This window comes from Mesorhizobium sp. B4-1-3, assembly GCF_006439355.1.
Taxonomy (GTDB): domain Bacteria; phylum Pseudomonadota; class Alphaproteobacteria; order Rhizobiales; family Rhizobiaceae; genus Mesorhizobium.
The window spans coordinates 101,480-127,076 of the sequence record NZ_VFTG01000001.1 but is presented as its reverse complement, the minus strand read 5'-3'; the positions used below and the strand labels follow the sequence as shown (position 1 = coordinate 127,076).

Genomic DNA, 25,597 nt, shown 5'->3' with positions numbered 1-25,597 from the left:
ACTTGTGCGTGCCTCAAATGATGCCGCTCCTGATTGCCGTTGCGATCGCCATCGCGCGGTTCGAGGCCGCGAACTTCTGGATGGCGTGGGTGATGTAGCTGTTGACGGTGTTCGACGAGACACCAAGGATGACGGCGACCTCGTCGGTGGTCTTGCCTTCCGAGACCCAGAACAGGCATTCGCGCTCGCGGTCCGACAGCGGATCCTGCATGGATGCCGCCGCGATCAGCTGCGGAATGCTGGAAAGCGCATAGCAGCATTTGATCTGCGCCTTCATCAGGGCGGTGAGGTCGATCTTGCCCGCCTCTGCGGCCGAGAACAGGACGAACAGGCGCTGCCGGCCGACGTTGAGCCGCAGCGAATAGATTTCGGCGTGGCCGAGCACGTCGAGCAGGCGGGCTTCCTCGCCGGTCAGTAATGCGCCGGCGTCGGGCGCGTGCGCCGCCACCAACGGCCTCGGGCGCACGCCCGGAGCCACGGTCAAGGGGCCCAGTGCCAAATTGGCAATCAGCCTTTTGCCGATCAGCTCTATGCCGTCGAATATCCAGTTCGAGGAGACGATGCGCGCATCGTTGCGGTCCTGGTCGTGCACTATGGCGACCAGCATATAGCTGTCGGCGCCGATATCGGCGGCAAGCTGCATGAAGAAACTGGTGAGATCGCCGCGGGACGTCAGGCGCGAGCCTGAAGCATCGGGTTGGAGAAGCGCGGCGGAACTGCTCATTTTAATTCTTGGGGTTCTTGCCGGAATCGATCCTTGTGCCCGGTGCTGGCGAAGCCAACGGCCGGACCGAAACGCGTCACGTTTACGAAGACACACTCGCGGGCGCGAACGGCGCCCAATCGCGCCGAATCCCTCTAGGGAACGCGAAACCGTCCGCGTCTGGTACCGGCCTGGCGCCGGAACTTGAGACTTTGGGTTGGTCGCCGCGCCCCCCGTGGACCGGCTGATTCGGGTGTAATCTACCCGCAGATGAATCCGACATCAAACGCGATTTGACAAAATCGAATCCGGTGGACTCGCATTGCGACTCAGCAGCCGGTCTTCGCGTTATTTGGTGGTGATTTCAAAGCTGAATTGAGCCGACGATTTCGCGGCGTGGGCGCAAAAATACGCCCCCGGTGCATCCCGGAGGCGCATGTCCATTCGGTGCGGCTCAGCGGTCCTCGAAGCCGGTCAGCACGCCGACGGCGTTGATGCCGATCTCTTCGACGGCGTAGCCGCCTTCCATGACGAACAGCGTCGGCAGGCCGAGTCTGGCGATACGGCGGCCGATCTTGGGATAGTCGATGCTCTTCAGCTTGAACTGGCTTATCGGGTCCTTCTCGAAGGTGTCGACGCCGAGCGAGACGATGACGACGTCTGGGGCATAGGCCGCGAGCCTGGCGCAGGCGTCCTCCAGCGATGCGCCCCAGCCGTCCCAGTTGGTGCCGAAGGGCATCGGGTAATTGATGTTGAAACCTTCGCCTTCTCCTTCGCCGCGCTCGTCGGCATGGCCGAGGAAGAAGGGATACTCGACCATCGGATCGCCATGCAGGTTGAGCACCTGAACGTCGCCGCGGCGATAGAAGATCTCCTGCGTGCCGTTGCCGTGATGGTAGTCGACATCGAGGATCGAAACGCGCTTCGCGCCCTGGTCGCGAAACCATTGCGCGACGACGGCGGCGTTGTTGATGAAGCAATAGCCGCCCATGAAGGCAGCGCCCGCATGGTGGCCTGGCGGACGGCAGAGCGCGAAGGCGGTGCGCTCGCCGCCCTTGACCAGGGCCGCCGCCGTCAGCGCGACGTCATAGGAGGACTTGATCGCCGCCCATGTGCCTTCGACGAAGGTTGCGCCGGCATCGAAGGAGTAATAGCCGAGCAAGGCATCGATGCGCTTCGGCGGCACGTCGCCGCGCAGGCCGCGTGTCGGCCAGGTGAAGCCCATGGCCGATCCGGTGAAACCGGCGGCCACCCATTCCGGCCACACCGTCGGCAGGAAATCGATGTAGTGAGCTTCATGGACGCGCTTGGCGGCGGCAAGATCATGCTCGACCGGACCGATAATCGGCCCGAGCTTCTCGCTCTCTACCCGCGCCTTGATGAATTCGGCCCGCGACGGTTTCTCGAAACCCGGCACGATTGCCGACGTGACCAGTTCCATCTGGCCTGAATGGCCGGCGTGGAGAGGTGAAAAGACAGTTTTCATGGAATTCCCCTGGAGTGCGAGATCAGTTGGAAATGCGAAATCAGTCGAGGTTGAGATAGGGGTTTACGAGAGCTAGCCACATGGCTTCCACATCGTCCTCGATGAGGTCGAATGTCTTGCGATCCCGCTTCAGTCCGACAAGCCTGCAGGCGTGCCCGACCTCCATCATCACCAGGCCCAATCGCTTGGCGGTCCTTTCCTCAAGGGCCGGGTTCACATGCTGCAGCCAGGCAGCATAGAGGGCGATGATCTCTTTGTCGTATTCGTCCTGGATCGGCCTCAGATCGGCGTTGCCGGATATGGCCTCGATCACCGGCATCAACGTGACGTTGTCCAGATAGAGCCTTGACGTGTCGATGAAGAGCTTGCGCACTTCACGCCGAAACTCGTCACGGTTGGTTGGCCGGGGGGCGTGGATACGCTTCTGGATCACCTGAGGAAAAGACGACAGCCAGCGCCGGGCGAGATCCAGAAGAATGGCTTCCTTGTTGGGAAAGTACTGATAAACCGAACCGACCGACAGGCCCGCGCGCTGCGCGATGGCGAGCGTCGTCGGCGTCCTGGTTCCCTGCTCCCGCGTCAGGATCAGGGCCGCGTCGAGAATCCTGTCGACCACCTTGCTTGACCGTTGCTGCCGCGGCTGCTTGCGCGGTTCGAGCGCTATTTTGGTCTTGCGGCCGAGACTGCGCTTCACTGCTCGTTGCCCCCGTTCCCCGCTCGACCCCACCATCGGCGCGCGGTGCAGTCCACTATGCATTGCAAATTCCGGCTGTTGACAAACGCGACTAAACAGTCGCATTCTTTATCCACGCTGTCTTCAATGATAACAAGGGGAATTTCGAAGACGGCGCACCGGCACCGACTTTTGTCCCATGGCGCTGCCCGATGGAGCGGCAGCTCGTTGGACCTTGGCGCTGTCGGTTCTTCAGCAAAATGTGGAGTCGCGATGTCGGTTGCGGGTGGTGGTGCGGATCTGGTGGTCGTCAACGGCCGTGTGCTGACCATGGACGACGACAATCCCGCCGCTGAAGCTGTCGCCGTCAAGGACGGCGCCATTATCGCCATCGGCAGCCGCGCTTCCATCGAGGAGCTCAAAGGTCCGACGACAAAGATCGTCGATGCGCAGGGCGGCTCCGTTCTGCCGGGCTTCATCGAAGCGCATATGCATCTGTTCGGCGGCGCGGCCGAGCTCGACAACCTGCATCTGGCGGGCGTGCACGGCTTCGACGCGCTGCGCGACGCGATCCAGGATTTTGCGGCCAAGCGCCCAGACGCCAGGCTGCTGATCGGCGCCGGGGTCGACTACGCCATCCTGCCGGAGCCGGTGACGCGCCACGATCTCGACCGTATCATTCCCGACCGTCCCTTCGCGATGTCGGCTTCGGACCATCACACGATGTGGGCGAACACCAAGGCGCTGGAAGAGGCCGGGCTGCTCAACGGCAGGGAGGTCGGACAAGGCAACGAGATCGTCATGGGCGCCGACGGGCTCGCCGCCGGCGAGCTGCGCGAAGGCGAGGCCTTCGGGCCGCTTCTCGACTATTACGGAGCGAACCGGACACGGCTTGGCCTGGAGGGCGCGGAGCCCGATCCTTATCCTTCGGCGAAGGAACTGGCAGCCGATCGCGACCTGATGCACCGCGGTCTTGAATGGTGCGCCAAGCACGGCATCACCTCGATCCAGAACATGGACGGCAATCTCTATCAGCTCGAGCTGCTGGCCGGTCTGGAGAAAGAGGGGCGGCTGCTCTGCCGCACCAAGATCCCATTCCACTTCAAGAACTTCATGAAGCTGGACATGCTGGAAAAAGCTTCGCGAATGGCCGCGACCTACAATTCCGAATGGCTGACATCCGGCATGGTCAAGGTTTTCTATGACGGCGTTCTGGATTCCTGGACGGCGGTGATGGTCGACGACTATGACGACCGGCCGGGATGGCGCGGCGAGCCGCTGTTTTCACCCGAGCATTTCGCCGAGGTGGCGGTCGAGGCCGACAGGCGCGGGCTGCAGATCGCCGTGCATTCGATCGGCGACGGCGCCGTGCGGGCGGTGCTCGACGGCTACCAGGCGGCGCTGAGGAAGAACGGCCGGCGCGACAGCCGGCACCGCATCGAGCATATCGAGGTGATCACGGCCTCCGACGTACCGCGCTTCGCCGAGCTCGGCGTGCTCGCCTCGATGCAGCCGGCGCATCCGCCGGGCGCGCTGAACTTCCCGATGGAGCCGACGATCTCGCGCATCGGCCGCGACAAGTGGCCGTTGAGCTATGCCTGGCGCACGTTGAAGAACGCCGGCGCGCGCGTGGTGTTCGCGTCCGACTGGCCGGTTTCGCCGGTCGATCCGATCCTGTCGATCCAGACGGCAGTGATGCGCAAACCTTGGGCAGAAGGCATGCCGGACCAGAGCTTCTCATTGCGGGAAGCGATCGAGGGCTATACGGTCGAGGGCGCTTACGCGGAGTTCAACGAGCATCGCAAGGGTCGCCTGAAAACCGGGTATCTCGCCGACATCGTCGTCTTGTCGGCAGATATCGAGGCGACCGCGCCCGAAGCGTTGCACACCGTGCATCCGGTGACCACCATCTGTGGGGGGAGGATCACCTACCAAGCCTAACGATGGCATAGGAATTGCTTAATTGAACGGGGACTCGGATCGAGTCACTGCTGCGCAGTTGCCAAGCCGACCAGCTTGTGGTGACAATCAAACAGGAACACACCTGCCGACAAGAGCAGGCGCTCTCAATGGGGTAATCGTGCCGGAACAACCGGGTAAGAACGCGATCGAAGTTCGCGGTGTTCGCAAGGTCTTTGGTACCGGCGAAAATCAGGTAGCCGCTCTCGACACCGTTTCGGTGTCGATCCGCGAGAACGAGTTTTTCACTTTGCTCGGCCCGTCCGGATGCGGAAAGACGACGCTGCTGAGGTTGATTGCCGGCTTCGATTTCCCAACCGCCGGAGAGATATTGCTGCACGGCCAGGACATTGCGCCGCTGCCACCCTACAAACGCCCGGTCAACACTGTCTTCCAGAGCTATGCGCTCTTCCCGCACATGACGGTGGCGCAGAACATCGGCTTCGGACTGGAGATGCTCGGCAAGCCGAAAGACGAGATCGAGGCGCGCGTCGCGCAGATGCTGAAGCTGGTCAAGATGGAAGCGCTCAAGGCGCGACGCACCAGCCAGATTTCGGGCGGCCAGCAGCAGCGCGTGGCACTGGCCCGGGCGCTGGCGCCGCAGCCGAAGGTGCTCCTGCTCGACGAACCGTTGTCGGCGCTGGACTACAAGCTGCGCAAGGAAATGCAGATCGAGTTGAAGCGGCTGCAGAACGAGACCGGCATCACCTTCATCTTCGTCACCCACGACCAGGAGGAAGCGCTGACCATGTCCGACCGCATCGCGGTGATGTCGGCCGGCAAGATCCTGCAGGTCGGCACGCCGCGCGACATCTACGACCGGCCGGCCGAACGCTTCGTCGCCGATTTCATCGGTGAAACGAATTTCCTGCCCGGCACGGTGGTGTCGAAACAGGCCGGCGTGGCGACGGTCAAGTTCGCCAGCAGCGCCACGATCAGCGCCGGCTATCCGGAAGGCTTCGATCCGACCGGCGAGGTGACGCTGGTGGTGCGTCCCGAGCATGCCGATCTGGTTCCCGATCCGGCCAAGGGCACGATCACCGGCACGCTCTCCAACATCGTCTATTTCGGCACCGACACGCATTACCACGTCAAGCTCGACGGCGGCGGCGAGAATTTCATCGTGCGTCACCAGAACAGCCGTTCGAGCGCGGTGACCTACGAGACCGGCATCAAAGTCGGCGTCCAGTTCGAGGAGGACGCCGCCCGCGTCCTGAAAGACTGATGACAACGGCCACGCTCTCCCCGACCACGCTTTCCAAGGCCGCTTTGTTCGAAGCCCAGGCGGTGAAAACCAGTGCGCGGCGCAACCGGCTGCTTTCGCTGCCGGCGCTGATCATCATCGGCGTTTTCGGCGTGCTGCCACTGATCATCATCTGCGTCTATTCATTCCTCGTCGCCGCGCCCTATGGCGGCGTGCAGTGGCAGTTCTCGACCGACGCCTATTTCAACTTCCTGTTCCAGCGCGACATCTTCGACGACACGCTGCAGTTCACGCCGGATTTCCTGATCATCTATCTACGCTCCTTCCTGTTCGCGGTGGTGACGACGATCATCTGCCTGCTGCTCGGTTTCCCCACCGCCTATTTCATGGCGACGCGGCCGCCGGCGCAGCGCAACTGGTGGGTGCTTCTGATCACCATTCCGTTCTGGTCGAACCTCCTGGTCCGCACGCTGGCGATCATGTTCATCATCCGCGACGAGGGGCTGATAAACGACGCGCTCCTTGCGCTCGGCGTGATCGATAAGCCGATCACAATGCTCTATACCAACTTCGCCATCCAACTCGGCCTGCTCTACGCCTTCCTGCCGTTCATGGTGCTGCCGCTCTATTCGAGCCTGGAAAAGCTCGACTTCCGCCTGGTCGAGGCAGCTTACGATCTTTACGCGACGCGCCGGCAGGTGCTGTGGCGGGTGATCATCCCGCTGTCCAAGCCCGGCATCATCGCCGGCTGCCTGCTCGTCTTCATCCCGGCGCTCGGCGCCTATGTGACGCCGCTGATCCTGGGCGGCGGCGTGCACCTGATGATCGGCGACCTCATCGCGCAGCAATTCGGTTCGGGCCGCAACTGGCCGCTCGGCTGCGCGCAGGCGCTGATCCTGATGGCGGCGGTGCTGGTGGCGCTGTTCTTCTATGTCCGCAACACGTCGGGGAAGGTGCAGCATGGCTGAGCCCCGTGTCATGGACATCAAGGACCAGCCGGGCTTCCGCTCGATCGCGGTCATCTGCCTGCTGGTGCTCTATATACCGGTGCTGATCCTGATGATCTTCTCGTTCAACAGCGGCTCGCTGGTCACGCATTGGGAAGGCGTCACGCTCAAATGGTACGGCAGCGCATTCCTCAACGAGGAGTTCCACAGCGCGGCGAAGAACACGCTGATCATCTCGGTGACCGCGACGATCGTTTCGACCATCTGCGCGACGCTTGCCGCGATCGGCATGACGCGCGTGAAGCCGTGGCGAGGGCTCGCCGCGGCCTTCATGGTCATCAACCTGCCGCTGATGGTGCCGGAGATCATCACGGCGGTGGCGACGCTCTCCTTCTTCGCGCTGATCGCCGGCGTGTTCGGACTGAACTTTGGCATCGGCAATCTGATCCTCGCCCACACCGTATTCTGCATCCCTTTCGCCTATATGCCGATCAGGGCACGGCTCGAGGATATGGACCTGACACTGGAATATGCGGCGGCCGATCTCTACGCGACGCCATGGAATGCCTTCAAGCGCATCACTCTGCCGCTCTTGGTCCCCGGCATCATGTCGGGCGCGGCGCTGGCCTTCATCGTCTCCTTCGACGATTTCACCATAACGCAGCTCGTCGCCGGCCCAGGCCAGACGACACTGCCTCTCTATATCTGGAACCAGATCCGGCGGCCGATGACGCCGGAGATCAACGCCATCTCCACGATCCTGCTTCTGGTGTCGATCCTGTTCGTCTCGGTCTCGTTCCTGATCGCGCGGCGACGCGCAAAATGACTTGAGAGCTCCAACACAACAATGGGAAGGCAAGGAGAATATGAAATGTCTGGAAAACTGATGGCGGCCGTTTCCGCGGCCGTTCTGCTGTGGGCAGTGCCGGCGCTCGCCGACGGTGAACTGCACATCTACAATTGGGGTGACTATACGAACCCAAAGCTGATCGACAAATTCGAGAAGCAGTACAACATCAAGGTGACGCTGGACGATTACGATTCCAATGAAACCATGCTGTCCAAGGTGCGCGCCGGCAATTCCGGCTATGACATTGTGGTGCCGTCCGACTACACCGTGAAGATCATGATCGAGGAGGGCCTGCTTGAGAAGACCGAGCCCAATGCGATGCCGAACGGCAAGAACATCGATCCGCGTTTCCTCAACGTCTATTGGGACGACGGCCGCCATTACACCGTGCCCTGGCAGTTCGGCACGACGACGTTCGCGGTCAATATGGACAAGTTCAAAGGCAACATCGACACGCTGGCGATCCTGTTCGACCCGCCGGACGCGTTGAAGGGCCAGATCAACATGCTGGATGACGTCAACACCGTCATGCATGCGGCCGAGCGCTATGCCGGCGTGCCGCGGTGCGGCGCCGACAAGGCCAATCTGAAAAAGGTCAACGACATCCTGATGGCCGCCAAGCCGTCGTGGAAGACCTTCAGCTACGACACCATCACCAAGATCACTTCCGGTGACGTGATCGTGACCGAACAGTGGGACGGCGCGGCCTATCGCTCGCGCCAGAAGATCCCGGCGATCAAATATGCCTATCCGAAGGAAGGCGTTGAAGGCTGGATGGACAATGTCGCGGTGCTGAAGGGCGCCAAAAATCTCGAGAACGCCAAGCTGTTCCAGGACTTCATCATGGCTCCGGAAAACGCGGCGCTGATCTCGGAATTCGCGGGCTATGACAACGGCATCGCGGGCAGCCACAAGTTCCTGTCGCCGGAGTTCGCCAACTCGCCTGAGATCACTCCGCCCGCGGGTTCGCCTACCCCCGAATTTGTGCCGCCCTGTCCGCCGGAAGTGGTGGAGATCTACAACAAAATCTGGACCAATCTGCGCAAGTAATCTTCGCGCAAACGCATGAAAGGAGGGGAGGCTCCGGCCTCCCTTTCTTGTGACTGTTTCTGTGCATGCATTCTGCGAAAAACCGCTCACGCACTTTTGAGCAGCATGCATCGGGGAGGAAATCTTGTCGTCCTATCGCAATTCCGATCCGCGGCCGCCGATCATGCAGGGCTCGCCGCCGAAGCTGGTACCGCCGAAGCTCGATTGGGACAGGCCGCCATGGAATCGCTGGGCCTTCCAGCATATCCGCGAATTCCTGCCGACGGTCGAAGTGTGGCGCGGCAACGGCCACCGCCATCGCCTCGAGCGCGCGGAGGTCGATCTCGACGATCTGCCGGTGGTCGACAGCACCGGTGAGCCGACGACGCTCGCCGGCTTGCTCGACGAAACCTATGCCGACGGCTTCCTGGTGCTGAAGAACGGCAAGGTTGCGTATGAGCGCTATTTCAACGGCATGGACGAGCGCACGCTGCATCTGTCGCAGTCGATGGCGAAATCGGTGACCGGATCGGTGTGCGGCATACTGGTCGGGCGCGGCCTGATCGATCCGGGCAGACAGGTGACGGATTACCTGCCGGAGCTCGGCGAGACCGGCTGGGCCGGCGCCACGGTCCAGCACGTGCTCGACATGACGACGGGCGTGCGCTTTTCCGAGGAATACACCGACCGCTATTCCGAGATCGGCCAAGTCGATGTCGCGACCGGCTGGAAGCCGATCCCGCCAGGCAGCGATCCGGATTTTGCGTGGCCCTCGCACCTGTTCGAGCTGATCCTGCGGCTGAAGGACCAAGTGCGCCCGCATGGCGAGGCCTTTGAATACCGTTCGATCGAGACCGACGTACTCGCCTTCATCATGGAGCGGGTGAGCGGCAAGCGCCTGGCGCAGCTCGTCTCGGAAGAGCTCTGGCAAAAGCTCGGCGCCGACGAGAGCGCCTGCTTCACCGTAGACAGCGCCGGCTATGCGCTGGCCGATGGCGGCTTCAACGCGACGCTGCGCGACTATGGCCGCTTCGGGCAACTGATCCTCGACAATGGCGGCGGCGTGATCCCGGCCGACTGGATCGAGGCGACGCGCAGCGGCAAGCATGGGCCGAATTTCAGCCCGAGCCTTCCGGACGGCAGCTACCGCAACCAGTTCTGGATCGAGGATTCTCGCTCACGCTCGCTAATGTGCCGCGGCGTGTTCGGCCAATTGATCCATATGAGCTGGGAGCACAGGATGGTCGTGGTGAAGCTTTCGACCTATCCGGATTTCCTCAACTTGGCCTATTCAGTGGCGACGCAGAAGGCGGTGCATGCCATCGCCGCCGCGCTGGCCTGAAACCGCAAACAGATTCGGAGAATGTCGTGACCGGCAAGAGCGCCTTCGAGGCCAGATACGGCTTTGCCCGCAAGGATGTGTGGCTCGAAACCTGGCGGCTTTCGCCGTTCAACCGATGGTCGTTCCAGAATGTCGGCGAACTGGTGCCGAGCGCGCATGTCGCGGCGGCGCCCGGCGGCGAGAGCCAGGCGAAATCGCTCGGCGCGTTGCTCGACGAGAAGGTTTCGTTCGCTGGCGGCAGTGAGACCGTCGAGGGTTTCCTGAAGCGTTCCGACACGGACGGGCTGACGATCCTGAAGGCCGGCAAGCTTGTCGGCGACTGGTCGGCGCCGCATATGCCGTTCGGCTCCCGCCACATCATATTTTCGATCAGCAAGTCGGTGACGGCGATCCTCGCGGGCATACTGGAAGGCGAAGGCGTGTTCGATCCCAACGCCCCGGTAACGAAATACATCCCCGAGGCCAAGGGCTCGGCCTATGGCGATGCGAGCGTGCGCAACGTGCTCGACATGACGGTCAGCCTCGATTTCGAGGAAGCCTATCTCGATCCGGAAAGCGCCTTCGCCCGCTACCGCCGCTCGACGCTGTGGAATCCCGGCGGCGGCTCGGAGAGCCTCACGGCCTTCCTGATGACGATCCAGCGGCTCGCCGAGCCGCATGGCCAGACCTACCGCTACCGCTCGCCCAATTCCGACGTGCTCGGCATCCTGGTCGAGCGGGCGTCGGGCATGCGCGTCAGCGAATTGCTCCGCGAAAAACTGTGGTTACCGCTAGGCGCCGCGAGCGACATGTCGGTGACGGTCGACATGGAAGGCACGGCGCGCACGGCCGGCGGCATGTCCATGACGCCGCGCGACCTTGCCCGCATCGGCGAAATGATGCGGCAGGGCGGCACGGCGAACGGCCGCCGCATCGTTCCGGAAGCCTGGGTGCACGACACGGTCGCCGCCGGCGGCAGCCATGAAGCCTGGCAGCGCGGCACGATGGTATTTTTGTTTCCGAAGGGACGCTACCGCAACAAATGGTACCAGACCGGCCACGTCAGCGGCGCCTTCTGCGGCATCGGCATTCACGGCCAGTGGCTCTACGTCAATCCGAAGGCGGAAGTGGTCATCGCCAAGATGTCGTCGCAGCCGGAGCCGGTGGACGACAAGCTGGATGGGGACCTCGTGGCGTTCTTCGAGGCGCTGAGCGGCATGGTCTGAGCTAGCTGGCGCCGGTTCCAAGGGCTGTTTTCTGTGGACCTTCGACGCATGATGAAACCGTTGCGGTTGGCGTAGCGGTTCTCCCGGCCTATGGTCGCCGCTCTTTTCTGCAGGGACCAGCATGGCATCGGACATCAAGCGCATCGCAGCAATCATCGCGGCCGAGATCGGCGCGCGGCCGGAACAGGCCGTGGCGGCGATCGGGCTGCTGGACGAGGGGGCGACGGTGCCTTTCGTGGCGCGTTACCGCAAGGAGGTCACCGGCGGGCTCGACGACACGCAGTTGCGCGACCTTTCCGAGCGGCTCGCCTATCTGCGCGAGCTCGATGCGCGGCGCGAGACGATCGTCAGCTCCATCCGCGAGCAGGGCAAGCTGACCGAGGAGTTGGAAGCCAAGATCGCGGCGGCCGCCACAAAGGCGGAACTCGAGGATATCTACCTTCCCTACAAGCCGAAGCGGCGCACCAAGGCGGAGATCGCCAAGGAGCGCGGGCTTGGGCCGCTCGCCGAGGCGATCCTGGCCGATCGCTCGAAAGTTCCGGCCGAACTTGCTCTCGCCTATGTCACGGAAGAGGTGGCGGATGCCAAGGCGGCGCTCGAAGGCGCGCGCGATATCCTGTCGGAGCAGTTCGCGGAGAATGCCGACCTGATCGGCAAGCTGCGCGCCTATATGAAGGAACGCGCCTTCCTGCGGTCAAAAGCCGTCGACGGCAAGCAGGAGGCCGGCGCAAAATTCTCCGACTATTTCGACCATGTCGAGCGCTGGTCAGGCGTGCCAAGCCACCGTGCCTTGGCCATGCTGCGCGGCCGCAACGAAGAGGTGCTGTCGCTCGATATCGAGGTGGATGCCGACGATCAGTCGCCGGTGAAGCCGGTGGAGCGCATGATCGCCAATGCTTATGTGATTGGTGCGACGCTGCCCGGCGATAAATGGCTGATGGAGGTGGTGGGCTGGACGTGGCGGATCAAATTGTCGCTGCATCTGACGCTCGACCTGATGCGCGATCTTCGCGAGCGTGCTGAGGAAGAGGCGATCCACGTCTTTGCCCGCAACCTGAAGGACCTGCTGTTGGCCGCGCCCGCCGGTTCCAGGCCGACCATGGGGCTAGACCCCGGCATCCGCACCGGCGTCAAAGTCGCTGTGGTCGATGGTACCGGCAAGCTGGTGGCGACGACGACCGTCTATCCGTTTCCGCCGAAGAACGACGTGCGCGGCACGCAGGCGGAACTCGCGGCGCTCATCCGCCAGCATAAGGTCGAGCTGATCTCGATCGGCAACGGCACCGGCAGCCGCGAGACCGAGAAACTGGTGGCCGACATGCTGTCGGACCTGCCGGCCGGCGCCGGGCCGAAGCCGCTCAAGGTTATCGTCAGCGAGGCGGGCGCCTCGGTCTATTCGGCGTCTGCGACGGCGGCGGCCGAGTTCCCGGACCTCGATGTCTCGCTGCGCGGGGCGGTGTCGATCGCCAGGCGGCTGCAGGATCCGCTGGCCGAGCTGGTCAAGATCGAGCCGAAGTCGATCGGTGTCGGCCAGTACCAGCACGATGTCGATCAGTACCGGCTCGGCCGTTCGCTCGAAGCGGTGGTCGAGGATGCGGTGAACGCGGTCGGTGTCGATCTCAACACGGCCTCGGCGCCGCTTTTGGCGCGCGTGTCGGGACTGGGGCCGTCGCTCGCCGAGGCGATCGTCGCGCATCGCGATGCGGCCGGGCCGTTTGCCAGCCGCAAGGACCTGCTCAAGGTGGCGCGGCTCGGGCCGCGCGCGTTCGAGCAAAGCGCCGGCTTCCTGCGCATCCCGAACGGGACAGAGCCGCTCGATGCGTCATCAGTGCATCCGGAAGCCTATGGCGTGGCGAAGAAAATCGTCGCCGCTTGCGGCCGCGACGTGCGCGCGCTGATGGGCGACAGCGCCGCGCTGAAGGCGCTTGACCCGCGCGTCTTCGTCGACGAGCGTTTCGGCCTGCCGACGGTTCGCGACATCATTTCGGAGCTGGAAAAGCCAGGACGCGACCCGCGCCCCGGCTTCAAGACGGCGACCTTCGCGGAAGGCGTCGACGACATCAAGGATCTGAAGCCAGGCATGCTGCTCGAAGGCACCGTCACCAATGTCGCGGCCTTTGGCGCCTTCGTCGACATCGGCGTGCACCAGGACGGTCTGGTGCATGTCTCGCAGCTTGCCGACCGCTTCATCAAGGATGCGCATGAGGTGGTGAAGGCCGGCGACGTGGTGAAGGTGCGGGTCGTCGACGTCGACATCAAACGCAAGCGCATAGGCTTGTCGATGCGCAAGGATGGCGGCGAGGGCGGGGCGCCTCGCGGCGGCCAGCGCGATTACGGCGGCAAGCCGGCGTCGCGCTCGCCGGCGCCGCAGCGCCAGCCGGAGCGGCCGTCGCAAGGTGCGTTCGGCGCGGCTTTGGCCGAGGCGATGAAGCGGAAGTAGCTACCAGGCCAGGACGGACGGCTCCTTGCCGATCTGGCCCAGCAGCCAGTCGCGAAAGCTGGCGACGGGCGGATGGCTTCGTTTGTCGTGTGGCACGACCAGATAATAGGCGCTTCGGCTTTGCATCGGTTCGCCGGGCGCCGGCACCAGCTGGCCGCGCCGCAATTCGCCGGCAATCAGGATTTCCGGCAGCAGCGCCACGCCGAGGCCCGCCATGCAGGCCTGCGCGACCGTGCCGAATTGCTCGAACTGCATGCCTGGGCCGGTCGGCGCCTCGAGCCCCTGATGCTCGAACCATTCGCTCCAGGCGCCGGGGCGGGTCGCCATATGCAGCAACGGCAGACGACTGATATCGGATGCCGCGACGATGGCGCGGGCGGCGAGGAATTCGGGCGAAACCACCGGCATCACTGTCTCGCGCATCAAAAGCGTGCAGTCCGCGTCCGGCCAGTCGGGCATGCCGTGATGGATGGCGGCATCGAGCCGTTCGCGGGCGAAGTCGAAGCGGCCAACGCGGGTGGCGAAATTGATGGTGACGTCCGGGTGGCGGGCGACGAAATCCGGGATCAGCGGCATCAGCCAGCGCGTGCCGAAGGTCGGCAGGATGGCAAGGTTGAGCACGCCGCTATGCCTATTGCTCATCAATCCAAGGGCTGCGTCGCGCAACTGGCCAAGCGCCGAGCGCACCGCTTCGGCGTAAATCTCGCCGGCCGCCGACAGCCGGACATTGCGGCTGTCGCGTTCGAATAGCCGCTGGCCGAACTGTTCCTCAAGCAGGCTGATCTGCCGACTTATGGCGCCCTGGGTCAGATCGAGCTCGCGCGCGGCGGCGGTGAAGGAGCCGAGGCGCGCCACCGCTTCGAAGGCCGCAAGGGCGGCGGTGTTCGGCAGAAGACGACGCTGGACGCTCATGATCCATTACTAACGGTCATTGATCTGCGATGCAATTTCGTTTGATTTTTTCCCTGCGGAGGCCGATAAGCCGGGCACCTCAAAATATGCCGGGAGAGCGGGCCATGGCCGCCGAGAAGAATGCCTTCGTGTGGAACGATCCTTTCCTGATCGAGGACCAGCTTTCCGAGGATGAGCGCATGGTGCGCGACGGCGCGGCCGCCTTCGCCGCCGACAAGCTCGCGCCGCGCATCGAGGAAGCCTATGCCGACGAGAAGACCGACCCGTCGATCTTCCGGGAAATGGGCGAGGCGGGCCTGCTCGGTATCACCATTCCGGAAGAATATGGCGGGCTCGGCGCCGGATATGTGACCTATGGCCTGGTGGCTCGGGAAGTCGAGCGCATCGATTCCGGCTACCGCTCGATGATGAGCGTGCAGTCCTCGCTGGTGATGTATCCGATCCACGCCTATGGCTCGGAAGCGCAGCGCAAAAAATACCTGCCGAAGCTCGCTTCGGGCGAGTGGATCGGCTGCTTCGGCCTGACCGAGCCGGATGCCGGCTCCGATCCGGGCGGCATGAAGACGCGCGCCGAGAAGACGGCGAACGGCTACAAGCTCTCCGGCTCCAAGATGTGGATCTCGAACGCGCCGATCGCCGACGTCTTCGTCGTCTGGGCGAAGTCGGCAGCGCATGACAACCAGATCCGCGGCTTCGTGCTGGAAAAGGGCATGAAGGGGCTTTCGGCGCCGAAAATCGGCGGCAAGCTCAGCCTCCGCGCCTCGATCACCGGCGAAGTGGTGATGGAAGGCGTCGAGGTCGGCGAGGACGCGCTGCTGCCCAATGTCTCGGGCCTGAAAGGCCCGTTCGGCTGCCTCAACCGCGCGCGTTACGGCATCTCCTGGGGCGCCATGGGCGCGGCCGAGGATTGCTGGCACCGGGCGCGGCAATACGGCCTCGACAGGAAGCAGTTCGGCAAGCCGCTTGCCGGCACGCAGCTGTTCCAGAAGAAGCTCGCCGACATGCAGACCGAGATCGCGCTCGGACTGCAGGGCTCGTTGCGCGTCGGCCGGCTGATGGACGAAGGCAAGATGGCGCCGGAGATGATCTCGATCGTCAAGCGCAACAATTGCGGCAAGGCGCTCGATATCGCCCGCCAGGCCCGCGACATGCATGGCGGCAACGGCATCCAGATCGGCTACCATGTCATGCGCCATGCGCAGAACCTGGAGACGGTCAACACCTATGAAGGCACGCATGACGTGCATGCGCTGATCCTCGGAAGGGCGCAGACGGGGCTGCAGGCGTTCTTCTAGGCGGCAAGGCTGCTTAAATTAGGTGCAGCGCAACATCTCTGCTTGGAGAATGCCCAGGACTTGTGTCAGGGTCTGGCGGTACACGCCATTCTCCGGGGCACCATGGCAATTCTGGCGGCCGTCCATCACCTGACCCACTACAAGTATGACCGGCCGGTGGTGCTTGGTCCCCAGGTGATCAGGCTGCAGCCGGCGCCGCATTCGCGCACCAAGGTGCTCAGCCATTCGCTGAAGGTCGAGCCGGCAAACCACTTCGTTAATCTGCAGCAGGATCCCTACGGCAATTTCCTTGCCCGCTTCGTTTTTCCGGAGCCGGTGACGGAACTGAAAATCGAGGTCGACCTCGTCGCCGACATGACGGTCTATAATCCGTTCGACTTCTTCGTCGAGGAGAGCGCCGAGACCTTCCCGTTCGACTACCCGGAAGAGATCAGGGAAGACCTCGCCATCTACCGCGCGCCGGAGCCGGCCGGGCCGCTATTGTCGAACTTCCTGGCAAGTATCGACCGCAGCCCGGCGAACACCGTCAATTTCCTGGTCGACCTCAATGCAAGGCTGCGGCGCGAGATCGCCTACATCGTGCGCATGGATACCGGCGTCTATTCGCCCGAAGAGACACTCGCCGCAGGCAAAGGTTCGTGCCGGGATTCGAGCTGGCTCCTAGTGCAGATCCTGCGCAATCTCCGCATCGCGGCGCGCTTCGTTTCCGGCTACCTGATCCAGCTCAAGCCGGATCTCGTCTCGCTCGACGGACCGCCCGGAACCGCTATCGACTTCACCGACCTGCATGCCTGGTGCGAGGTCTATATTCCCGGCGCCGGCTGGATCGGCTTCGACCCGACCTCGGGCCTGCTCACCGGCGAAAGCCACGTGCCGCTCGCCGCGACGCCGCATTTCCGCAACGCCGCGCCGATCTCCGGCACGGCGAGCTTCGCCAATGTCGATTTCAACTTCGATATGCGCGTCGACCGGATTGCCGAGCATCCGCGCATCACCAAGCCGTTCTCGGACGAAAGCTGGGAGGCGCTCGATCGACTGGGCGAAAAAGTCGACGCGGCGCTGAGGGATGGGGACGTGCGGCTCACCATGGGCGGCGAGCCGACATTCGTGTCGATCGACGATTTTGAGTCCGCCGAATGGAATACGGCAGCCGTCGGCCCGGCCAAGCGCGACAAGGCGGATGAGTTGATCCGCCGGTTGCGCGAGCGCTTCGCGCCAGGCGGTTTTCTGCATTACGGCCAGGGCAAGTGGTATCCGGGCGAGAGCCTGCCGCGCTGGACCTTCTCGCTCTACTGGCGGATCGATGGCGAGCCGGTCTGGCGCGATCCGTCGCTGATCGCGAGGGAAAACGGTAATGCCGCGGTCGGGCCCGAACAGGCCGAAAGCCTGCTCAAGGCGGTCGCCGGCGAGCTCGGCATCGACAAGGCGATGGTGAGCGAGGCCTACGAGGATCCGGGCGAGTGGCTGCTCAAGGAAGGCAAGCTGCCCGACAATGTCGATCCTTCCAATTCGAAGCTGGAAGACCCGGAAGAGCGCAGCCGCATGGCGCGCGTCTTCGAGCGCGGGCTGACCAAGCCGTCGGGCTACGTGCTGCCGGTGCAGCGCTGGACAGCCAGGCCGCCGGCAATCGCTGGCGCTCGGAGAAATGGAAGACCAGGCGCGGGCGCCTGTTCCTGGTGCCCGGCGATTCTCCGGTTGGATACCGTCTGCCGCTCGGCACGTTGCCCCATGTTCCGCCAGCGCAGTTCCCTTATATCGTGCCGGTCGACCCCTCAGTGCCACGTGGCCCGCTGCCGGCGCGCGCCGAAATCCTGCCGGAAGCTCCGGCCGGCGGCGCGGACGAAATGGCGCGTCAGCAGCCTGAGGCCTCCTTCACCGCCGCCACCGCCAAGCAGGACCGCGTCGAGCAGCGACTGACCGAGATCGGCGGCGCGGTGCGGACCGCGCTCACCGTCGAGCCGCGCGACGGCCGGCTTTGCGTGTTCATGCCGCCGGTCGAGGCGCTGGAGGATTATCTCGAACTGGTGGCGGCGGCGGAGAATGCCGCCAAGGCGATCGGCCTGCCGGTGCATGTCGAGGGCTATGCGCCGCCGCACGATCCGCGCCTCAACGTCGTCCGCGTGGCGCCGGATCCAGGCGTCGTCGAGGTCAACGTCCATCCGGCCTCCAATTGGCGGGAATGCGTCGCGACGACGAGCGCGATTTATGAGGAGGCGCGGCAATCGCGGCTAGGCACCGACAAATTCATGATCGACGGCCGCCACACCGGCACCGGCGGTGGCAACCATGTCGTGGTCGGCGGCGCGACGCCCAATGACAGCCCGTTCCTGCGCCGGCCCGATCTGTTGAAGAGCCTGGTGCTGCACTGGCAGCGGCATCCGTCGCTGTCCTACCTGTTTTCGGGCCTTTTCATCGGCCCCACCAGCCAGGCGCCGCGCATCGACGAGGCGCGGCACGATTCCCTTTACGAGCTGGAGATCACGCTGGCGCAGGTGCCGCAACCCAACAAGGGCGAGACACCCTTGCCCTGGCTGGTTGACCGGCTGTTCCGCAATCTCCTGACCGATGTGACTGGCAACACGCATCGTTCGGAAATCTGCATCGACAAATTGTTCTCGCCGGACGGTCCGACCGGCCGGCTTGGGCTCGTCGAATTCCGCGGTTTCGAGATGCCGCCCAATGCGCGGATGTCGCTCGCCCAGCAATTGCTGGTCCGCGCGATCATCGCGCGCGCCTGGATGAATCCGCTCGAGGGGCGCTTCGTGCGCCGGGGCACGTCGCTGCACGACCGCTTCATGCTGCCGCATTATGTCTGGGCGGATTTCCTGGACGTGCTTGAGGACCTGAAGCTCAACGGCTTCGACTTCCGCCCCGAGTGGTTCGCTGCACAGCTCGAATTCCGTTTCCCCTTCTGCGGAGAGGTTAGCCAAGCCGGCGTCAAGCTGGAATTGAGGCAAGCGCTGGAGCCATGGCATGTGATGGGCGAGCAGGGCGCCATCGGCGGCACGGTCCGGTTTGTGGACTCCTCGGTCGAGCGACTGCAGGTGCGAACCGAGGGCCTCAATCCGGAGCGTCACGCCATCGTCTGCAATGGCCGCATCGTGCCGATGAAGGTTACCGACAATCGCGAGGTCGCGGTGGCGGGCGTGCGCTTCAAGGCCTGGCAACCAGCCTCCGGCCTGCATCCGGCCCTGCCGGTCAACACGCCGCTGGTCTTCGACATCTACGATCGCTGGTCGGGTCGCTCGGTCGGCGGCTGCGTCTACCATGTCGCGCATCCCGGCGGCCGCAACTACGACACCTTCCCGGTCAACGGCAACGAGGCCGAGGCGCGGCGGCTTGCCCGGTTCGAACCGCGCGGCCACACGCCGGGCGGCTATGTGCTGCATGACGAAGAAGCCCCTGAAGAGTTTCCTATGACCCTTGACCTCAGGCGGCCGGCGAGATTCTGATCGAAAATGGCCAAGGGGAATCAGAGACGGGCGGGCGGCAGGCCGCGGGCGCGGGGCCTGCTGGAACGCTACCGGCCGATCGAAGGCGTCGCCGACGAGATGATCGACGCGTCGGGCAACCCGCGTCCGGTCTGGCGCTCCTTCATCGACGCGCTCGACGATCTGGGGGCGGAGCGGCTGGGGCAGCGCTTTGCTCGTGCCGACCAGTATCTGCGCGACGCCGGCGTCTATTACCGCGTCTATGAGCAAGCCGGCGCCAATGAGCGGGAATGGCCGCTCGCGCATGTTCCGCTGCTGATCGACGAGAAGGAATGGGCCGAGATCAGCGCGGGGCTCACCCAGCGCGCCGACCTGTTTGAAGCGCTCCTGGCCGACATCTATGGCCCGGGCCGGCTGATCGAGAAAGGGATTTTGCCTGCTGGGCTGATTGCGGCGAGCCCGGAATATCTGCGCCCCATCGCCGGCGCCAGGCCGGCCAGCGGGCATTTCCTGCACATGGTCGCCTTCGAGCTCGGCCGTGGCCCGGACGGACGCTGGTGGGTGCTGGGCGACCGCGCCCAGGCGCCGTCCGGCGCCGGCTTCGCGCTGGAGAACCGCGTCGCCACCACGCGCGCGCTATCGGACATCTATGGCGAGATGCATGTGCCTCGGCTCGCCGGCTTCTTTCGCCGTTTCCGCGATGCTCTGAACGGAATGGCCAAGGAGTCCGGCGGCCGTGTCGCCATCCTGACGCCGGGGCCGCTCAATGAAACCTATTACGAGCACGCCTATATCGCCCGCTATCTCGGCATCATGCTGCTCGAGGGCGAGGACCTGACCGTTTCCGGCGGCAGGCTGATGGTGCGCACGGTTTCCGGCCTTATGCCGATCGGCGTCTTGTGGCGGCGGCTTGACGCCGCCTTCGCCGATCCGCTGGAGTTGAGGCCGGACTCGCAAATCGGCACGCCGGGCCTGGCCGAGGCAATTAGGCGCGGCACGGTCTCGGCGGTCAACGCGCTTGGCTCCGGCCTGATCGAGACACGGGCCTTGCTGTCGTTCCTGCCCAGGATCGCGCGGGAATTGCAAGGCGACGATCTCAAGCTGCCGAGCATCGCCACCTGGTGGTGCGGGCAGGAGGCCGAGCGCGCGCATGTGCTTGCCAACATCGACCGCATGGTGGTCGGTCCGGCGCTCTCGACCCGGCTTGCCTTCGAAGACGATGGCGCGACCCGGCTGGGATTGTCTCTTTCGGCCGGCGAGCGGGCCGAGCTCGTCGGTCGCATCGAGGCGGACGGCGAGGGTTTCGTCGGCCAGGAAGCGGTGACGCTGTCGACCACGCCGGTGTTCGTCGGCGGCTTGCTCGAGCCTCGGCCCGCCAGCCTGCGCGTCTATCTGGCGCGCACGCCGGAAGGCTGGGCGGTGATGCCCGGCGGCTTCGCCCGCGTCGGCTTCTCGCTCGATCCGACGGCGATCGCCATGCAGCGCGGCGGCCAGGCGGCGGATGTCTGGGTGGTCAGCGACCGGCCGGTCGAGCGCGAGACGCTGCTGCCGCAGGAGCATGAGGGCTTCACCCGCACCATGCCGGGCAGCTTGCCCAGCCGCGCGGCGGAGAACCTGACTTGGCTCGGGCGCTATATCGAGCGCTCGGAAGACACGGTGCGCGTGCTGCGCGCCTATCACGTGCGGCTTGCCGAGACATCCGATCCGGATATGCCGCTGCTTGCCGACATCAGGGACTATCTGGAGCCGTTCGGCATCGAGATCGAAACGGCGATACCACCGGGACTGATCGGCACTTTGGACAGCGCGGTCTACAGCGCCGGCCAGATCCGCGACCGTTTCTCGCCCGATGGCTGGCTGGCGCTGAAGGATCTGTCGAAGACCATCCACAAATTCGCCGAGACGGTCGCGCCGGGCGACGACGCGACACGGGCAATGACGGTGATGCTGCGCAAGCTCGCCGGCTTTTCCGGTCTGCTGCACGAGAACATGTATCGCTTCACCGGGTGGCGTTTTCTGGAGATCGGCCGCAGGCTGGAGCGCGGCATCCAGACTGCCCGCACGCTCGCCCGGCTGACAAAGGCAGGCGCGCCCGATGGCGCGCTCGACATGATGCTGGAGATCGGCGACAGCGTCATGACCCATCGCCGGCAATATCCGGTGCAGGCCGGGCGGCGCACGGTGATCGACCTGCTCGCGCTCGACCCGCTCAATCCGCGCTCCATCCTGTTCCAGCTCGAGCGGCTGAAGGCCGAGATCGGCATGCTGCCTTCGATCGGCGGCGAGGGGCATATGTCGCCCGCCGCCAAGGAAATCCTGCAGCTCAACACGGCAATCGCCGTCATGGAGCCGTCCGACATGAGCGCCGAATTGCTCGACGACCTCGCCGGCCAGATCGGATATCTCTACAACAGCCTCGCTCGAGCCTACTTCGGTTGAGCATTTCCAGCGAAAAGGATCGCTTCGAATGCTCTATCTTCTTGTTTTTGCGCAATTCCGGACGCAAGGCTACGGCGAAGCCGCCGAGCCCAACCGCTGCGCACTTTTGCTGGAATTGCCTTAATGCTCTACGACATCAAACTCCATCTGCATTACGACTATGCCGCCGCCGCGGGCGGCGGACGGCATCAGGTGCGCGTGATGCCGCAGACGATCGCCGGGGTGCAGCGCGTCATCGCCGCCTCATTGTCCTTCCAGCCGCCGCCGGCCGAACGTGCCGATTTTTCCGATTTCTTCGGCAACAACGTCACCTCGATCGCCTTTCGCGACGCGCATGAGACGCTCGACATCCGGATGAGCGCGCGCATTTCGGTCTCACGGCCCGAACCAGGCCTCAATGTCTCGCCCGACATCGGCGGGCTGAAGTCGGAACTCGACCTGGTGCGGTCGCTATCGCCGTCCGCGCCGCATCATTTCCTTGCGGCCAGCGATCATGTCTGCATCGATACGGCGATCACCGCCTATGCGCGAGAGAGCCTTGCCGGCTCGGCGGTGGCCACGGCGGTCGATCTCTGCAACCGCATCCACCGCGATTTCACCTATGACGGCAAGGCGACGACGGTGCAGACGCGGGCCAGCGACGCCTTTGCGCTGAAGCGCGGGGTCTGCCAGGATTTCTCGCATATTATGATCGCCGGACTGCGTGGGCTTGGCATTCCGGCCGGCTATGTCAGCGGTTTCCTGCGCACGATCCCACCCAAGGGCAAGCCTCGGCTCGAAGGCGCGGATGCCATGCATGCCTGGGTCAAGGCTTGGTGCGGGCGCGATGCCGGCTGGCAGGAGTTCGACCCTACCAACGGCATGCGGGCGAGCAACGACCATATCACCGTCGGCTACGGCCGCGACTATTCCGACGTTGCGCCAATCGTCGGCGTGCTGAAGACGACAGGCGGCCAAGTCGGCGAGCAGGCGGTCGACGTCATTCCGGTCGCGGTCGAAAAGGTGTGACAGCAAGCCGGTCACCCGCGGACGCTTCTCAAGGACAGGTGTCCCCGGTATCTTGAGCATCGGGGTTTGGCTGCTCTCGGATCACGTAGCGGCGCGGAGGCGGATTTGGAAGCGGTAAGCGTCATCATACCGGCACATGATGCGGCCCGGACGATTGTCCGGACGCTCGCTTCGCTGGTGTCGGAAAGAGAAGCTATCGGCGAGGTGTTGCTGGTCGACGATTCATCGTCCGACGCCACTGCGGCCGTCGCTACGGAGGCGGCGTTGCGGCTTGCCTTGCCGTTGCGCGTCATCAAATCAAGCTGTCGTGACGCCGGTGGTTCCAGGAATCGAGCACTGGAGGAAGCTCGTTTTCCCTGGATATATCTGATTGATGCCGACGACATTCACCTGGAAGGCGGCCTGCGCGCGCTGCTGGCCAAGGCCGTAGCGGATCCTGGCGCCGACATGGTGGTCGGCGCCTACTGCCGACAGGTCGACGGCGAGGAACGGTCGACCAAGCTGCCGGGCGGCTACACGGCAAGCGCACCAGCCAACGCCTGCGCCTATCTCGAAGGGCGGATACGGTCGATCGCCGTCGGCAGCGCGCTGGTGTCGCGGCGGCTTGTCGGCGACACGAGGTTCCCGACCGGGCTCGGCTATGACGAGGACACGCTGTTTTGGGCGCGCCTTATGGCCAAAGCCTCGCTTGCAGTCCTGACGCGACCGATCTTCATCTATTTCGTGTCGGCGGAGCGCTCCGACGATCGTTTCACCGTCAGGCCTGCCGCGCGCTTTCTCGAATGGCGGCTGGCGCTGCGCCGGCTTCGGTCCAGCGGCATCGCGGAGCGGTCGCTCAAGACCAGGGAAGGCCTCGTGGCTTTGAAGATCGCGCGCGTTCACTATGCGCGCGGCGATTTCGAGACGGCGGCAAGATTCCTCGGCGTGGCCGAAGCCGCGCCACGGGCGGGCGCGGATGCCTGGCGCTGCATGCGCTATCGGTGGAAGATCGCGCTCAGGCGCCGGTTCTCGGCGCCGGCCGTCCAACTGCAACGCGCCTGATGGCCGGTAGGACGGATCTTGCGGTCGTGGTGATTGGTTTCCGGGCGCCCGCCTCACTGGCGGCCGCGGTAAGGTCGGTGCTCGACCAGGACGTTCCCCTCGAGATCGTGGTGGTGAATTCCGGCGGCGGCAGCGCCAAGGCACTGCTTGCCGACTGCGGCATCGAGGTAAAAGTGATCGATGTCGAAGAGCGACTGTTTGCCGGCGCCGCGCGGAATCGCGGCATTGCCGCAACGCAGGCTCCGTTCGTCGCCTTTCTCGCCGATGATTGCCTGGCCTGTGCGGGATGGGCCGAAGCCAGGCTGCGGCGTCACCGGGAAGGCGAGGCGGCTGTTGCGAGTGCCGTCCTCAACAGCCATCCGCGCAATCTGGTTGCCTGCGCTGCGCATCTCGTTACCTATATGCGACGCCTGCCCGGTCTTCCGGCCGGGAAGGCGCAGTGTTACGGCGTTTCGTTCGACAGGACGCTGTTCGATCGATATGGAGCGTTCGACGAGCGGCTGACGACCGGAGAAGATACCGAATTCATGGCCAGGCTGCCGGAGGCTTTGCGGCCGGTCTGGGAACCGAGGGTTCTGACCATCCATCGCAACGAGACGCGCCTGCTCGGCTTGCTTGCCGACCAGTATCGCCGCGGGCGCCGCTACGGCGCTTATCTCCGGTCCCTCGAAACCGGAAAACCCATCCGTCCGTTCCGCAAGGTGTTCCGCGACCGGCGCAATGTCGGCAAGCTGATCAAGGAGGGGTTGTCCGGCAAGGACAGGACCTTCGCAAGGCTGTCGCTGCCGATCGTGTGGCTGGCATTGTTCACCAAATCACTGGGCGCATCGGTGGGCGCCCGGTATGGCGACAGGACGGAGGGCCAGCGATGATCACCGTCGAGATGAAGCCACCGCGCCGGCGGCGCGGCCGATGGCTTTGGTCGCGGCGCAAAATCGTCGCTGTCTTCAGCTATCGCTACGATCAGCATCTCGTCCCCGACCTTATCGCCAACCTCACCCCTGTCGTCGACGGCTGGATCGCCTATGACGACCGCGCCTCGGAAGGGCTTTTCAGCAGCGAGCCGCAGAGGCGGCGCGCGCTCATCGCCGCGGCGCATGAGGCGGGCGCCGATTGGGTTCTGGCCATGGATCCCGACGAAAGGCTGGAAAATGCCGTCGCCGACCGGATCGGCCGGCTGACCAGCGGGTCCAGGCGCATCGCCTGGGGATTCCGCTGCCGGGAGATGTACACGCCGGCCAGCTACAGGGTGGACGGCCCCTGGGGCGAGAAGATGCAGCACCGGCTTTTTGCCGCCTACCACCCCGACCGCTATCGATCGAAGGAGTTGCACGGCGCCTGGTTTCCGGACGACATCGGCTTCAGTCTGAAGGACAGCGGTCTCAATCTTTATCATTTGAAGATGATCGAGCCAAAGCGGCGCGCGTCGCGTCGCGATCTCTACAATCGCCTCGATCCGGATCGCCGGCTGCAGCAGATCGGCTACGACTATCTGGCGGACGAGTGGGGAATGGTCCTCGAGGCCGTGCCGGCCGGGCGAGAGTACTTTCCCGCTCATGCCGACGACGGCGGGCTCTGGATGGCGGATCTCGTCGCCCACTGGCGGGACTGAAAACCGTGTTCGGAACCAGTC

At 64.2% G+C, this 25,597-nt stretch carries 18 protein-coding genes and 1 pseudogene; 15 read left to right on the top strand and 4 right to left on the bottom strand.

Annotated elements, in window-relative coordinates:
• Nucleotides 1–13 precede the first annotated feature (13 nt).
• The 3 genes from FJW06_RS00575 to FJW06_RS00565 form a co-directional block, all read right to left on the bottom strand.
• The gene (locus tag FJW06_RS00575; RefSeq protein ID WP_140746390.1) at nt 14–724 is read right to left on the bottom strand and encodes a helix-turn-helix transcriptional regulator; all 711 of its coding nucleotides are present in this window, start codon (nt 722–724) and stop codon (nt 14–16) included.
• A gap of 433 nt (nt 725–1,157) precedes the next feature.
• The gene (locus tag FJW06_RS00570; RefSeq protein ID WP_140746387.1) at nt 1,158–2,189 is read right to left on the bottom strand and encodes a histone deacetylase family protein; all 1,032 of its coding nucleotides are present in this window, start codon (nt 2,187–2,189) and stop codon (nt 1,158–1,160) included.
• Nucleotides 2,190–2,229: 40 nt separating this feature from the next.
• Entirely contained in the window at nt 2,230–2,988 is a 759-nt protein-coding gene (locus FJW06_RS00565) for a TetR/AcrR family transcriptional regulator (protein ID WP_246674486.1), read from the bottom strand.
• 147 nt (nt 2,989–3,135) lie between these two features.
• On the opposite strand from FJW06_RS00565, the gene FJW06_RS00560 reads away from it, so the two are divergent.
• The 8 genes from FJW06_RS00560 to FJW06_RS00525 all read left to right on the top strand — a co-directional run bounded on the left by FJW06_RS00560 (nt 3,136) and on the right by FJW06_RS00525 (nt 13,838).
• Nucleotides 3,136–4,803 (top strand): amidohydrolase, encoded by a 1,668-nt coding sequence (locus FJW06_RS00560; RefSeq protein WP_140746384.1) that lies wholly within the window; start codon nt 3,136–3,138, stop codon nt 4,801–4,803.
• 139 nt (nt 4,804–4,942) lie between these two features.
• A complete protein-coding gene (locus FJW06_RS00555) occupies nt 4,943–6,046 on the top strand; it encodes an ABC transporter ATP-binding protein (RefSeq protein ID WP_140746381.1) in 1,104 nt (367 codons plus the stop codon).
• Nucleotides 6,046–6,993, top strand: a complete 948-nt coding sequence (locus FJW06_RS00550; protein WP_140746378.1) for an ABC transporter permease — start codon at nt 6,046–6,048, stop codon at nt 6,991–6,993. Before FJW06_RS00555 ends, FJW06_RS00550 begins: the two co-directional genes overlap by 1 nt.
• Complete coding sequence (locus FJW06_RS00545) at nt 6,986–7,798, top strand: ABC transporter permease (protein ID WP_140746375.1); 813 nt, start codon at nt 6,986–6,988, stop codon at nt 7,796–7,798. Before FJW06_RS00550 ends, FJW06_RS00545 begins: the two co-directional genes overlap by 8 nt.
• Before the next feature lie 45 nt (nt 7,799–7,843).
• Nucleotides 7,844–8,872 (top strand): extracellular solute-binding protein, encoded by a 1,029-nt coding sequence (locus FJW06_RS00540; RefSeq protein ID WP_181178099.1) that lies wholly within the window; start codon nt 7,844–7,846, stop codon nt 8,870–8,872.
• 124 nt (nt 8,873–8,996) lie between these two features.
• On the top strand, nt 8,997–10,193 hold the full coding sequence (locus FJW06_RS00535; protein WP_140746372.1) for a serine hydrolase: 1,197 nt from the start codon (nt 8,997–8,999) through the stop codon (nt 10,191–10,193).
• A 26-nt stretch (nt 10,194–10,219) separates the two neighbouring features.
• Nucleotides 10,220–11,398: a serine hydrolase gene (locus FJW06_RS00530; protein WP_140746369.1), complete on the top strand. Its 1,179-nt coding sequence runs from the start codon at nt 10,220–10,222 to the stop codon at nt 11,396–11,398.
• 121 nt (nt 11,399–11,519) lie between these two features.
• Nucleotides 11,520–13,838: a Tex family protein gene (locus FJW06_RS00525; protein ID WP_140746366.1), complete on the top strand. Its 2,319-nt coding sequence runs from the start codon at nt 11,520–11,522 to the stop codon at nt 13,836–13,838.
• Here FJW06_RS00525 and FJW06_RS00520 read toward each other — a convergent pair whose 3' ends face one another.
• Complete coding sequence (locus tag FJW06_RS00520; RefSeq protein ID WP_140746363.1) at nt 13,839–14,750, bottom strand: LysR family transcriptional regulator; 912 nt, start codon at nt 14,748–14,750, stop codon at nt 13,839–13,841.
• 104 nt (nt 14,751–14,854) lie between these two features.
• On the opposite strand from FJW06_RS00520, the gene FJW06_RS00515 reads away from it, so the two are divergent.
• The 7 genes and pseudogenes from FJW06_RS00515 (at nt 14,855) to FJW06_RS00485 (ending at nt 25,576) form a co-directional block, all read left to right on the top strand.
• A complete protein-coding gene (locus FJW06_RS00515) occupies nt 14,855–16,045 on the top strand; it encodes an acyl-CoA dehydrogenase (RefSeq protein WP_140746360.1) in 1,191 nt (396 codons plus the stop codon).
• Nucleotides 16,046–16,147: 102 nt separating this feature from the next.
• Nucleotides 16,148–19,497 (top strand): annotated as a pseudogene (locus FJW06_RS00510) (transglutaminase family protein).
• A 6-nt stretch (nt 19,498–19,503) separates the two neighbouring features.
• Nucleotides 19,504–21,915: a circularly permuted type 2 ATP-grasp protein gene (locus tag FJW06_RS00505; protein WP_140746357.1), complete on the top strand. Its 2,412-nt coding sequence runs from the start codon at nt 19,504–19,506 to the stop codon at nt 21,913–21,915.
• A 123-nt stretch (nt 21,916–22,038) separates the two neighbouring features.
• Nucleotides 22,039–22,923 carry a transglutaminase family protein gene (locus tag FJW06_RS00500; protein ID WP_140746354.1) on the top strand — a complete coding sequence of 295 codons (885 nt, stop codon included), beginning with the start codon at nt 22,039–22,041 and terminating at the stop codon, nt 22,921–22,923.
• A gap of 105 nt (nt 22,924–23,028) precedes the next feature.
• Nucleotides 23,029–23,964 (top strand): glycosyltransferase family 2 protein, encoded by a 936-nt coding sequence (locus FJW06_RS00495; RefSeq protein WP_140746351.1) that lies wholly within the window; start codon nt 23,029–23,031, stop codon nt 23,962–23,964.
• Nucleotides 23,964–24,836 carry a glycosyltransferase family A protein gene (locus FJW06_RS00490; RefSeq protein WP_140746348.1) on the top strand — a complete coding sequence of 291 codons (873 nt, stop codon included), beginning with the start codon at nt 23,964–23,966 and terminating at the stop codon, nt 24,834–24,836. The genes FJW06_RS00495 and FJW06_RS00490 overlap by 1 nt, the downstream gene beginning before the upstream one ends.
• Nucleotides 24,833–25,576, top strand: coding sequence for a hypothetical protein (locus tag FJW06_RS00485; protein ID WP_140746345.1), 744 nt, complete (start codon nt 24,833–24,835; stop codon nt 25,574–25,576). The genes FJW06_RS00490 and FJW06_RS00485 overlap by 4 nt, the downstream gene beginning before the upstream one ends.
• The last annotated feature ends 21 nt before the right edge of the window (nt 25,577–25,597 follow it).